An 11,757-nucleotide genomic window follows, 5' to 3' on the forward strand; every position below is an offset into this window, starting at 1 on the left:
GCCTGTGTCCATGAGCGAAGTCGTTGTCCATCCCTCGCGGGGCAAAAACGAGCCGCAGCTTCCTGCCTGCGGCTTGCTGCTGGTGAATCCCGCCGAAGCCCGGCAGGCGGCGCAGATCGCAGGCCGGGAAGGCTGGGAGAGGCATTTTCTGTTTCACAGCAATCTCCACCAGCGCATCCAGTCTCCCCCCATGTTCTGGGCCGGCCCCGCGGTGGGCGCGCCCATGGCCGTGATCTGCCTGGAAAAGCTCATTGCCTTGGGAGCCAGACGGATCATTGTCAGCGGCTGGTGTGGCTCGCTCCAGCCCGACCTTGGCGTGGGCGAATTGGTGCTGCCGACCTGGGGTGTCAGCGAAGAGGGAACCTCCGTCCACTACCCCGTTGCGGGCAGGAGCGAATCTTCTCCCCGGCTGCGCAAGGAGCTGAAGGATTTTTTTGCCACCACCGGCAAGGAACTGAACGAGGGGCCGATTTGGACCACCGACGCCCTGTACCGTGAAACCAGGGAAAAGGTTGTGCGCTATGGCAAGGATGGTATTCTTGCCGTTGATATGGAATATTCGGCGCTCATCCGGGTGGCGGCGTTTCGTCGGGTTGAACTGGCTGCCGTTCTGATGGTTTCCGACCTGTTATGGCAGGATCCCTGGCAGCCTGCTTTTCAGAGCAAGGATTTCCGCAACCGCTCACAGGGGTTGGTGGGTGATCTTCTGCGCTGTGCCGGCGCTCTGGCTGCGGTATAAAAAAATGAGGCGATGATGCGTACTGTTTTTACTGTCAGTTTAGGGTGTCCTAAAAACCTGGTGGATACGGAGCTCATGCTGGGGTTGCTGGTCGAGGCCGGCTATGCCCCCTGCGAGGAGGCGGACCAGGCCGATCTGCTGCTGGTCAATACCTGCGGCTTTATCCAGTCCGCCGTGGAAGAGGGGATCGAGGAGATCCTGACCCTGGCGGAGGTCAAGGGGCAGTACCCTGAAAAAAAACTGGCGGTGGTCGGCTGCATGGTGCAACGCTACGGCGCTGACCTTGCCAAGGAATTTCCCGAGGTCGATCTCTTCATCGGCACCGAGGGCACCCAGGAGATCGTCAGCAGATTGCAGGAGCTGACCCAGACGAAAAAATCACGGCTGCATCTTGCTCCGCCTACTTTTTTGCAGGATTCCACCTGGCCGCGAAAGCTTTCTTCCCCGGCGCATCGCGCCTACATGAAAGTGACTGAGGGATGCTCCAACCGGTGCAGCTATTGCCTGATTCCCTCCCTGCGCGGCGACCTGCGCAGCCGGCTTCTTGATGATCTGGTGATCGAGGCGCGAATGCTGGCGGAAAACGGAGTGCAAGAGCTGACCTTGGTGGCCCAGGATCTTACCGCCTATGGCCTTGATCTGGGACCCGGCGCGCCCCGGCTGGTGGCTTTGCTCCGCGCTTTGCTTGCGGCCTGCGATATCCCCTGGTTCCGTCTCCTCTATCTCTATCCCACCCGGGTCAATGCCGAGCTCCTTGAGTTCATGGCCGCCAATCCCCGGATTGTCCCCTATCTGGATATCCCCCTCCAGCACGTCTCTGATTCGGTGCTCAAGGGCATGAACCGGCCCTATGGGCGCAGGCAGATCGAAACGCTGCTGGAAAAGATTCGTTCGATTCTGCCCCAGGCCGCCATCCGGACCACCTTCATGGTGGGTTTCCCCGGGGAAACCGAGGCGGATGTGCGCCAGCTTGCCGAGTTCATGCAGGAGCAGAAGCTGGCCCATGTCGGGATTTTCGGCTACTCAAACGAAGAGGGGTGCGCCGCTTATACTCTGGCTGGGCAATGCAGCGAAGAGGAGAAAAGCGAGCGGAGGCAGCGGCTCATGGAGCTGCAGAGCGGGATCTCCCTTGCCGGAAATGAGGCAATGGTTGGCAAGGTGGAAAAGGTGCTGGTCGAGGGGTGGAGCCGGGAAACCGATCTCCTGCTGGAAGGCAGGACCCGTTTTCAGGCCCCGGAGATCGATGGCTGTGTCTACATCAATGCGGGGGTGGCGAACCCGGGTGATATCGTGGAGGTGCTGATCACCGAGGCGCACCCCTATGATCTAGTTGGCGAGATTGTCGAGTATGGGCAGGACAGCGACGATTAATCAGCCGATTCGTTGACCCGTTCCTTCAGTTCCTTGCCGACCTTGAAGAAGGGGAGTTTTTTCGGCTTGACCTTGATTTTCTCTCCGGTTTTCGGATTGCGGCCGAAGTACGAATCGTACTCCTTGACCACAAAACTGCCAAATCCCCGGATCTCAATGCTCTCGCCATTTGCCAGGGCGTCACCCATGGCGTCAAGGATGGTGGTCACGGCTGAACTCGCGTCCCGCAAGGGAACATGCATCTCCTCAGCCAGTGCTTCGATCAACTCCGATTTGTTCATCGCCCTTCTCCGAAGTGCTGCCGTTAAAAAAAACAACATTAAATACAGCAAGATAAAACATCTTAAACAGCTAAGTGCCCAATTGTAAAGAGGATTTTTTTAAGAGAAAATTTGGGCCAGATCCGCTGGGGTGAGGCGGCGGTATTTGCCAATGGGCAAGGCATCCAGGCGCAGTCCTCCGTAGGCGATGCGCTTGAGCGCGAAAACCCGGTGGCCGATGGCTTGGCACATCAGGCGGACCTGCCGTTTGCGCCCTTCGTGGATGGTGATTTCCAGGGTGGTTGTCGTCGCGGTCTTGGCAACGATGCGCACCGTGGCCGGCCAGGTTTTTTTCCCCTCAAGCTCAACACCCTCCTCCAGCAGCCGGATTTTTTCAGGTGTTGGCAAGCCGCGCACTTCTGCCTGGTAGGTACGTTTTATTTCAAAACGCGGGTGGAGAATCCGTTCGGCAAAATCGCCGTCATTGGTCAGGATGAGCGCGCCCTCGGTGTCAAAATCAAGGCGGCCCACGGGAAAGACCCGGCTGGTGATACCGGTGAGCAGGGAGGAAACAATGGGTCTTCCCTGGGGATCGTGGAGGGTGGTGACGTAGCCCCGGGGTTTGTTGAGCAGGAGGTATATTTTTTCTTCCTCAAGGCTCACGGTTCGCCCTTCAAAGGCGATAACCTGCGTGCTTGGGTCCACCTTGCAGCCCATCTCGGTGACGACCTTGCCGTCCACCGTCACTTTTCCTTGGCGGATCAACTCTTCGGCATTGCGGCGCGAGGCGAGACCGGCCTTGGCCAGGATTTTTTGCAGCCGTTCTTCAGGCATGGGAATGGGCTATGGAAATCAGGCGTTGAAAGGGGGAGCAGCGGGGCGGGAAGAAAGCGAACGCGTGCGAGGGGGATTTTCGGCGCGGGGCGGCAGCGGTTCAGGCATGGTAGTCGCCGCGCCGCAGTTTGGCCGCTTCAACATACGAGGCGGTGGCAACCCGCTCAAGCAAGGGAGCGAGGGAGTTGTTCTCGGGGAGTTGATTTTTGAGCGCAACCAGGGCTGCGGTGTCATCTTCGAGGGCGGAGGCAAAGGGGGCAAGATCCTGGGCGGAAAAAGAGGGGTTGCCCAGGGCGGCGCTGAATTTTTCCAGGGTGTTGATGGTTTCTTCCGCCAGGGAAATCCCGTCCAGCTTCAGGGCTGCCGGACTCGGCGCAGCAACGGCAGCGGCAGCGGCGGCCATGGCCGGGGCGGTGGGCGTACTTTTCGCCGCCGTCAGTTCCTGCGCGAGGATCTCCTGAAAAGAGGCGCCTTTCGCCGGGGTGGAGCCTGTGCCGCTGGTTGATGCATTTTGCTGGCCGGGAATAATAGTGGTGATCTTCATGGACACCCTCCATGGATAGTTGTTATCTGCTCTATACCATAGCGTTTCGGCAGAAGGATCGTCAATCTTTAACAAAAAGACGGGGCAAAATTTCCAGGTTCAGCGATAGCGGGACGGCAGGATCTCGCGGATTTTCCCGTCCACCAGGAGCCGGGTTTTTTCGTCCACCGCAAGAACCTCCGGGTACCATGGCTTCAGGCGGCAATCAAAGATGATGGGCGGGGTCAGGGTGGGGTGGAAGCGGCGCAGCTCGGTGGCGGCCGCATGGATATCCGCCGCGGGTTCGAAGCGGGTGAAAACGGTCCAGAGAAACTCCTGGAGATTTTCCGTGGCAGCCTTGGCATCGTCAACCAGCACCACCACCTGCCAGTCGGCCAGGGCCGGGCAGTGGGCCAGGCGGGTGGGCAGCTCCTGCTCTGCGCCATAGCCCTCCCCCTTAACCACCAGGGTGCCGGGGAGAAAGACCTCTGCCTTGGTGCAGCCCTGGGGCAGTTCGCCGTGGAAGGACTCGGGCAGGATGCGGCGGGGTTCCTTGCCCAGTCCCATCATCATCGCCTTGGAGCCGTTGTTCACCGAGGGGCCGGTGTAATCCAGGGTGTCCTGGGAGACATTGGCAAAGACAAAGAGGTCGGTCTGCCAGTTGATCCGCTCCAGCACATGGACCCACAGTTTTTTAAAATCCGTCACCTCGACCTCGCCGTCGGTGAGGATCAGGAATTTGGTCAGCGAGAGCTGCCCTTCGCCCAGGATGCGCAAGCCCGAGGCAAAGGCCTCGCGGGGATAGCGGTCGGTGACCTTGGCCGCGGCTAGGCAGTGGAAGCCGGTCTCGCCGAAGGTCTTGAGCTGACGCACTCCGTTCATCACCAGGGGGAAGAGCGGGGAGAGTAAATCCTGGAGATAGTCGCCGATGTAAAAATCCTCCTGCCGGGGGCGGCCGACCACCGTGGCGGGATAGATGGCGTCGCGGCGATGGTAGAGCCGTTCCACATGAAAAACCGGGTAGTCGTGGGTGAGCGAGTTGTAGCCGTAATGGTCGCCAAAGGGGCCTTCGGGGCGCCGCATGTGGGGCGGGACAAACCCCTTGGCCGCGAATTCGGCGTGGGCCACCAAGGCATGGCCGCCGGCCGGGTCTTTGGTTATGGGCAGTTTTTCGCCAAGCAGCAGGGAGGCCAGCATCAGCTCCGGGATGTTCTCCGGCAAGGGGGCAATGGCGGCCAGCATCAGGGCCGGCGGCCCGCCGATGAACAGGGTCATGGGCAACGCTTCGTTGCGGCGCTCCGCGGCATGGTAATGGTAGCCGCCGCCCTTGTGGATCTGCCAGTGGATGCCTGTGGTGCGGTCATCAAAGCGCTGGATGCGGTACATGCCCAGGTTGTGGCCCCTGCCGTCCGGGTGCTCGGTGTAGACCAGGGGCAGGGTGACAAAGGCGCCGCCGTCCGTGGCCCAGGAAGTGAGCAGGGGCAGATCGCCCAGCCGGGGTGGGGTCTGGCAGACCTCCAGGATGGGGGCCTTGGCCGCCGGAACCCTTTTCAGCCCCACCTTGGTGGCTTGGCTGAGCAGGGAGCGCATCTCCCAGATTTTGCTGAGGTTTGGCGGCATCAGGGTTTCCGCCGCTCGCACCAGATCGGTCACGAATTGCTGGGGGCGTTTGCCAAAGGCCAGCTCAAGCCTGCGGGCGGTGCCGAAGAGGTTGGTGACCACCGGAAAGCTGCTGCCCTTGACGTTGGTGAACAGCAGGGCCGGGCCGCCCTGGGCGATCACCCGCCGATGGATCTCGGCAATCTCCAGATCCGGGTCAACCGGGGTGGAAACCTCGAGCAGGGAATCTTCCCTCCGCAGGATTTCGAGAAAGGCCCGGAGGTCTCTGATAATATTCTGGCTCACCTTTGCGCTCTCCTTGCTGGTATGCTATTTTGTGAGTATAAATGAAGGCTTAATCCTTGAGGAACAGACGGTGGTATTCCTTTTCGCTACAATGCTTATGCATCAGGCTGGAAAGAAAATCAAGGAGCGAGGTGATTTCCTCCTCTTTCAGGCGGGGGATGAGGGTCTGCAGGAAGGCGGGTTCGGCGAATCGTTGCAGAAACGCCGCGAGGGAACGTTCGTCTGTTGCCCGGTTCAGGCCAAAGCAGATTTCTTGTGCATGCAGGGGGGTGGGGGGTGTTTTTTTGCTGTCCATGGCGGCTTCCGGAAATTGTGGGTTAAGTGATCGCTTGTAAAAGCAGTGAGTGATGGAAAAATGTCAAGACAATGGATAACCTTGGAAAATGGGACGCAATCCACCGAGTCTCCGGAGTTGATCCGGATGGCCCTCGACCGGTTGCGGGAAAAAAGGGAACTCATTTCCCTGGTGCAGACCGGGTATCAGTCCCCCAAGACGGTCATCGTCAACTACGATGACCGGATGCTCGAGATCGACAAGCCCATTGACTGGCCCGGAACCCAGGGGATCATCCATATCCTGTTCAAGGACGAGGCCATGGTCTGGAACAAGGTGCGCGTCCTGGTGACCCGCACCACCGAAAGCAGTATCTTCACCGAGTTTCCCACCACCCTGTTTCGCCTGCAGCGCCGGACCAACTACCGGGTTGGGGTGCCCAACGGCAGCACGGTCATGTTCGTGCATAACAATGAAATGCGGCAAGGGTTTCAAGTCATAGATGTTAGTGCCAACGGGATCTTTGTCTGCACCGACAGGTTTGCCCCCCTTCAACCCGGGGATATCCTGCTTGATTTGGCCGTATTTTTTCCTGGCGCCGGAACCGGGTTGAGCGCAGGCACCTATATGAACATCAGTAGGGCAACGGTAATGCGGGCAACCCGGGGAGACAATAAAAAATATTGCTATGGGATCCTTTTTGATCTTACCAAGGGGGAAGAGGAAACCCTTCTCCAGTATGTGCGTCTGCGAGAGCGGGAGCTGTTGCGCAAAGGGATGTTTTGACCTTTTTTGCGCCCTTGCCCCAAGCCGGCTAGGCAATCCGCCACAATACCTTGCGGGAACGGGGTCCGTCAAATTCGCAGAAGAAGATTTTCTGCCAGGTGCCGAGCTGGAGCCGGCCATTTTCAATAAAGACCGTTACCGAGCTGCCGGTGAGCGAGGCCATGACATGGGCCGGAGAATTGCCTTCTCCATGCCGGTACCGGATTTGCGGCACGATTTTTTGCAGGGCGGCAAGGATATCGGCCTGCACGTCGGGGGCGGCGCCCTCGTTGATGGTCAAACCGGCGGTGGTGTGCGGATTGTACACGTGGCAGACGCCATCAACAACGGTGCTTGCGGTCACGGCTTTTTGGAGCTGGGCGGTGATGTCGGAAAACTGCATGGTTGCCAAGGTGGAAATAACAAGGGTTCCTGCTGGCATGGAAAGATCTCCTGGACAGGGATGATGGGTAACATGCGACGTTCTGTGTAAGGAAATTGTACTATATTAGATTGCGGAACGCGTCAAATTGATTATAGAGCGGATTGGGTACAAATGTGGAAGGGAGGCTATGGTAGAGAACGTTTTTAAAAATCTTCGCTGGCTCGGTCATGACGCTTTTCTGCTGCGGGCCGGGGGCAAGGTCGTCTATTTCGATCCCTTCCAGCTCGGTTCCGGCTTGCCGCCTGCCGATATCATCTGTATTTCCCATGAACACTACGACCACTGCTCCCCCGCTGATGTGCAGATGATCCAGCAGCCCTCCACCCTCATTGTTGCCGAAGCACAGAGTGCGGCACAGCTTAAGGGCAGGATCGTCTCCCTTGCCCCGGGCGAACGGTGCGAGGAACAGGGAATCACCATCGAGGCCGTCCCTGCTTACAACATCAACAAGCAGTTCCATCCCCATGCCAACCGGTGGCTGGGGTTTATCCTCACCGTGGCTGGGGTGCGGGTGTACCATGCCGGGGATACCGATTATATTCCGGAGATGAAGGATATTCGGGCGGATATCGCCCTGCTGCCTGTTTCCGGCACCTATGTGATGACCGCCGAGGAGGCGGCGCAGGCGGCTCTTGCCATCGGACCAAAAATCGCGGTGCCCATGCATTACGGCGCCGTTGTCGGGACGGACGATGACGCGAAACGGTTTGCCGCTTTGCTTGCCGGCAAGATACGGGTGGAAATCCTTGGCCGCGGATAATTCGCAATATTTCCCGGTCTGCCTCAAGGTCGCCGGGCGGCAATGTGTGGTCATCGGCGGCGGCCGGGTTGGCGAGCGCAAGGTGCAAGGGCTGTTGGCCCATGGCGCCTTGGTGCGGGTGATCAGCCCCGAGTTGAGCGAACCGCTTGCCGCCCTGCTGCGGACCGGCGCGATTGACTGGCTGGACCGCCTGTATCAGGAAGGCGATTTGGCCGGGGCTTTTCTGGTCATTGCCGCCACCGATGATCCGCTCGCGCAGGAGCGGATTCATGCCGAGGCCGAAGCGCGCAATATCCTGCTCAATGTGGCGGATGTGCCAAAATGGTGTAACTTTATTCTTCCGGCCACGGCGCGGCGGGGCGATCTCTCCATTTCCGTTTCCACCGCCGGGAAAAGCCCGGCTCTGGCCAGTGCCCTGCGCCAGGCGCTGGAGGTCCAATTTGGCCCCGAATACGGGGTGCTGGTGGAGATCCTCGGAACCCTGCGGGATACCGTTCTGGCCGAAGGCAGGCCGCATGCGGAGAACAAGGTGATTTTTGCCCGGTTGGCTGATCCCGAAATGGCGGCCTGGATCAAGGATGGGCTTTGGCAGAAGCTTGCCGGCCACATTCAGGAAGTCCTGGGGCCTGATGTTTCCCTTGGTTGCCTGGAGTCGGCCAGGCAGGCATACCAGCAATCTTCAGGAGCGGCGCGATGACCCTGTTGTTTCAGCTCACCCTGTACCTGTATCTCCTGGCCACCGCGGTGTATGTGGCTCATTTCCTTTCCCAGCAGAAAAAGGTGCGGGCCGTTGCCCGGGCGATTCTTCTCGTCGGCGGAGTACTGCATACCGTTTATTTTGTTGTCCGCTATGTTGCCGCGGGGCATACCCCCCTGACCAGCAACCATGAAGCGGTCTCCTTCTTTGCCTGGTCAATGACCTGGGCTTTCTTGTCGTTCTGGTGGCGGTACCGGGTGAAAAATTTCGGCGTCTTTGTTTCGCCGCTTATTTCCCTGCTGATGCTCATCGCCGCCTTTTCCTCCCAGGAGATACGGCCATTGGCCCCGGCCCTTAAGAGCAACTGGCTGCCGGTGCATGCCAGTCTCGCCATCATGGCCAACGGCTTCATGGCCCTGGCTTTTTGCGGCGGGGTGATGTACCTGCTCCAGGAGCGGGAGATCAAGAAGAAAAAATTCGGGATATTCTACAGCCGTCTGCCCTCTCTCGAGGCGCTGGATAATCTGAACCAGCATTGTCTGACGCTGGGGTTTCTCTTGCTGACCCTGGGGATCGTTACCGGTTCCGTCTGGGCAAAGCAGGCCTGGGGGGCATACTGGCAGTGGGACCCCAAGGAAACCTGGTCGCTGATCACCTGGCTCATCTATGCGGCCATCCTGCACCAGCGGCTCACCGTGGGCTGGCGGCGCAGGCGGGCGGCCATCATGGCCATTGCCGGGTTCGGTGCGGTGCTTTTCACCCTCTGGGGTGTGACTTATCTTTTGGGGGGCGTGCACTCCTATGTTGGCTGAGAGTATCGTCATTATCGGCGTGAACCATAAGACCGCTCCGGTGGCGGTGCGGGAGAAGCTGGCCTTTTCCGGGGATTGCGCCGGGCCGCTTGTTACGCTGATGAACATCGAGGGGTGCAGGGAGTGCTGCTTTCTTTCCACCTGCAACCGGGTGGAGGTCATTTTTGTGGCCAGCGACCCGGCTGCGGCGGCGGTGGCGGTGCGCGGTTTTCTTTTTGCCAAGAGCGGTCTTGCCGACGCCGAAGCCCAGCAATACAGCTATCTGCATCAGGGCAGGGATGCGGTTGCCCATCTGTACCATGTGGCGGCCAGTCTTGATTCCATGGTGGTGGGCGAACCCCAGATCCTCGGGCAGTTGAAGCAGGCCTACCGCGAAGCGGTGGAGCAGAAGACCACCGGCGTCATCCTCAACCGGCTGCTGCACAAATCCTTTTCCGTGGCGAAACGGGTGCGCACCGAAACCAATATCGGCGGCAGTGCGGTTTCCATTAGTTACGCGGCGGTGGAGCTGGCAAAAAAGATTTTCGGCACCCTGCGGGACAAGTCCGTGCTTCTGGTGGGGGCCGGGGAGATGGCTGAGCTGGCGGCCGAGCATCTGGTCAGGCAGGGGATCGGCCGGGTAATCGTGGCCAACCGGACCCTGGAGCGGGCGGCCAATCTGGCCCGCCGGTTTAACGGCACCGCCGTTGGCTTGGCCGAGCTGACCTCCCAGTTGGCGGAGGTGGATATTCTGGTCAGTTCCACCGGGGCCACCGACCTGATTCTCCGCAAGGATGAGGTGAAGCCGCTCATGCGGCAGCGGATGAATAGGCCTCTTTTTCTCATCGATATCGCGGTGCCGCGCGACCTTGACCCGGAACTCAATGATCTGGACAATGTCTACCTCTATGATATCGACGACCTGAAAAACGTGGTCGATGTGAACAAGGCGGAGCGGGAAAAAGAGGCCCTGCGGGCGGAGGGCATTGTCGCCGAGGAGGTGGTCAAGTTCGGGCAGTGGCTGGAAGGCATGGAAATCGCCCCCACCATTACGGCGATAAGGCAAAAAGCCAACGGTATCCGCGAGGCCGAGGTGGCGAAAACCTTGAGTACCCTGAAATCGCTGTCGGAAAATGAGCGGCGTTCGGTGGAGATGCTGGCCAATGCCATTGTCAACAAGCTGCTGCACGAACCCATGGTATTCCTGAAAAACAGCACCCCCCACGACAATCCGCAGCTCAAACTGGCTTTTGTCCGGCAGTTGTTCGGCCTTGACCATGAATCGTCGGAGCAGTAGCCGCTTCGGGAAAATGTTTGACATGTCGCCTGGCTCTGAGTAATATAGCGAGCTTTATTGCTGGGCGGAATCTTTTGCGTTTTTGGTATTGTTTCCGTAAGAGTGCGTGACGCAAGGCCCGGATGCTGCGAGACAGCAAAAATGAGAGGCAGGCCCCCTAGAGGCCCTAACAGAAGAGAAAAAGGAAGACGATCATGAGCAAGAGAACTTTTCAGCCGAGCAACCTCAAAAGGCACCGCACCCATGGCTTTCGGGCCAGAATGCAGACAAAGAACGGGCGGGCCGTCATCAACCGTCGCCGGGCCAAGGGTCGCAAGCGGCTGACCGTGTAGTTTCTCTCCGGAAAAACAGCACCGTTCGCGTCGAATGAAAGCTCTGCCCCTCTCCAAGGCCATGCTGCTGGTCAAGCCCTGGCAATACAGAATGGTGTATGAGCAGGGAAAACGGGTGCGCGGTCAGAACTTTACCGTGATCCATGCGCCGAACAGCGGTGCGGGCAACAGGCTGGGCATAAGTATCCACGGAGTACGGCAGGCTGTTCAGCGAAACAGGATCAAGAGGATAATCCGGGAATTCTTTCGTCATAATCGAGATTTTATCGAGCCTTTCTCCGACGTGGTTTTTGCCGTGCGGGCCGGATTTACCCCCAACTCCCCGCAGGAGGTCGAGGCGGCGGTTGGCGCGCTTCTCGCCCGGCGTAAAGCGGTCGGCAATGGAGCAGGCTCGGGCGTAGTGGCGTTGAAGGTCTCGTGATTTTCTGATGGTCGCCATATTTTCCGGATGCGGCACGTTCCCGACATTTTTACGAGACCATCAGGATTGGATGTGAAAAGAATTTTCATTGCCCTGATACGGTGTTACCAGTTGTGCATCTCTCCACTTTTCGCGCCGAGCTGCCGTTTTTCTCCCACCTGTTCACAGTATGCCATAGAGGCTCTTGCCCTCCACGGGACTGTTCGTGGTCTGTATCTTGCCACGCGCCGCCTTCTCCGCTGCCATCCCTTTCATCCCGGCGGCTATGATCCGGTGGACAAACCTTTTTGAGGCGACAGCAGGTGGTGTTGCCCGGGTGCTTCAGGCCTGCATCCAACTAATA

16 protein-coding genes are annotated in these 11,757 nt (G+C 59.0%); 10 read left to right on the plus strand and 6 right to left on the minus strand.

The window, feature by feature from the left end:
* Positions 1 to 10 precede the first annotated feature (10 nt).
* Together MWR57_RS11350 and rimO are read left to right on the plus strand one after the other, a co-directional pair.
* Positions 11 to 739, plus strand: coding sequence for a nucleoside phosphorylase (locus tag MWR57_RS11350; protein WP_423124934.1), 729 nt, complete (start codon positions 11 to 13; stop codon positions 737 to 739).
* Positions 740 to 751: 12 nt separating this feature from the next.
* Positions 752 to 2,110, plus strand: a complete 1,359-nt coding sequence (gene rimO / locus MWR57_RS11355; protein ID WP_423124935.1) for a 30S ribosomal protein S12 methylthiotransferase RimO — start codon at positions 752 to 754, stop codon at positions 2,108 to 2,110.
* Here the strand turns inward: rimO and MWR57_RS11360 are convergent.
* The 5 genes from MWR57_RS11360 to MWR57_RS11380 form a co-directional block, all read right to left on the minus strand.
* Entirely contained in the window at positions 2,107 to 2,391 is a 285-nt protein-coding gene (locus MWR57_RS11360; protein WP_423124936.1) for an integration host factor subunit beta, read from the minus strand. The two genes, rimO and MWR57_RS11360, sit on opposite strands and share 4 nt — an antisense overlap.
* Positions 2,392 to 2,490: 99 nt before the next feature.
* On the minus strand, positions 2,491 to 3,204 hold the full coding sequence (locus MWR57_RS11365; protein ID WP_423124937.1) for a pseudouridine synthase: 714 nt from the start codon (positions 3,202 to 3,204) through the stop codon (positions 2,491 to 2,493).
* A 100-nt stretch (positions 3,205 to 3,304) separates the two neighbouring features.
* On the minus strand, positions 3,305 to 3,748 hold the full coding sequence (locus tag MWR57_RS11370; RefSeq protein WP_423124938.1) for a hypothetical protein: 444 nt from the start codon (positions 3,746 to 3,748) through the stop codon (positions 3,305 to 3,307).
* A 99-nt stretch (positions 3,749 to 3,847) separates the two neighbouring features.
* On the minus strand, positions 3,848 to 5,632 hold the full coding sequence (locus MWR57_RS11375; protein ID WP_423124939.1) for a UbiD family decarboxylase: 1,785 nt from the start codon (positions 5,630 to 5,632) through the stop codon (positions 3,848 to 3,850).
* Between the two features lie 49 nt (positions 5,633 to 5,681).
* Positions 5,682 to 5,927: a hypothetical protein gene (locus MWR57_RS11380; protein WP_423124940.1), complete on the minus strand. Its 246-nt coding sequence runs from the start codon at positions 5,925 to 5,927 to the stop codon at positions 5,682 to 5,684.
* Positions 5,928 to 5,987: 60 nt separating this feature from the next.
* On the opposite strand from MWR57_RS11380, the gene MWR57_RS11385 reads away from it, so the two are divergent.
* On the plus strand, positions 5,988 to 6,692 hold the full coding sequence (locus MWR57_RS11385; protein WP_423124941.1) for a flagellar brake protein: 705 nt from the start codon (positions 5,988 to 5,990) through the stop codon (positions 6,690 to 6,692).
* Positions 6,693 to 6,720: 28 nt separating this feature from the next.
* Here MWR57_RS11385 and MWR57_RS11390 read toward each other — a convergent pair whose 3' ends face one another.
* Entirely contained in the window at positions 6,721 to 7,113 is a 393-nt protein-coding gene (locus MWR57_RS11390) for a secondary thiamine-phosphate synthase enzyme YjbQ (protein WP_423124942.1), read from the minus strand.
* 130 nt (positions 7,114 to 7,243) lie between these two features.
* On the opposite strand from MWR57_RS11390, the gene MWR57_RS11395 reads away from it, so the two are divergent.
* The 7 genes from MWR57_RS11395 to yidD all read left to right on the plus strand — a co-directional run bounded on the left by MWR57_RS11395 (position 7,244) and on the right by yidD (position 11,705).
* Positions 7,244 to 7,876 (plus strand): MBL fold metallo-hydrolase, encoded by a 633-nt coding sequence (locus MWR57_RS11395; protein WP_423124943.1) that lies wholly within the window; start codon positions 7,244 to 7,246, stop codon positions 7,874 to 7,876.
* On the plus strand, positions 7,863 to 8,573 hold the full coding sequence (locus MWR57_RS11400; protein WP_423124944.1) for a precorrin-2 dehydrogenase/sirohydrochlorin ferrochelatase family protein: 711 nt from the start codon (positions 7,863 to 7,865) through the stop codon (positions 8,571 to 8,573). The genes MWR57_RS11395 and MWR57_RS11400 overlap by 14 nt, the downstream gene beginning before the upstream one ends.
* A complete protein-coding gene (gene ccsB / locus MWR57_RS11405) occupies positions 8,570 to 9,385 on the plus strand; it encodes a c-type cytochrome biogenesis protein CcsB (protein WP_423124945.1) in 816 nt (271 codons plus the stop codon). The genes MWR57_RS11400 and ccsB overlap by 4 nt, the downstream gene beginning before the upstream one ends.
* Positions 9,375 to 10,661, plus strand: coding sequence for a glutamyl-tRNA reductase (gene hemA, locus MWR57_RS11410; RefSeq protein WP_479723971.1), 1,287 nt, complete (start codon positions 9,375 to 9,377; stop codon positions 10,659 to 10,661). Before ccsB ends, hemA begins: the two co-directional genes overlap by 11 nt.
* 194 nt (positions 10,662 to 10,855) lie before the next feature.
* The gene (rpmH, locus tag MWR57_RS11415; protein ID WP_307632211.1) at positions 10,856 to 10,993 is read left to right on the plus strand and encodes a 50S ribosomal protein L34; all 138 of its coding nucleotides are present in this window, start codon (positions 10,856 to 10,858) and stop codon (positions 10,991 to 10,993) included.
* A 34-nt stretch (positions 10,994 to 11,027) separates the two neighbouring features.
* On the plus strand, positions 11,028 to 11,414 hold the full coding sequence (rnpA, locus tag MWR57_RS11420) for a ribonuclease P protein component (RefSeq protein ID WP_423124946.1): 387 nt from the start codon (positions 11,028 to 11,030) through the stop codon (positions 11,412 to 11,414).
* Between the two features lie 27 nt (positions 11,415 to 11,441).
* Positions 11,442 to 11,705, plus strand: a complete 264-nt coding sequence (yidD, locus tag MWR57_RS11425) for a membrane protein insertion efficiency factor YidD (protein WP_423124947.1) — start codon at positions 11,442 to 11,444, stop codon at positions 11,703 to 11,705.
* Positions 11,706 to 11,757 lie beyond the last annotated feature (52 nt).

It is taken from the genome of Hydrosulfovibrio ferrireducens (genome assembly GCF_046883345.1).
GTDB lineage: Bacteria > Desulfobacterota > Desulfobulbia > Desulfobulbales > Desulfurivibrionaceae > Thiovibrio > Thiovibrio ferrireducens.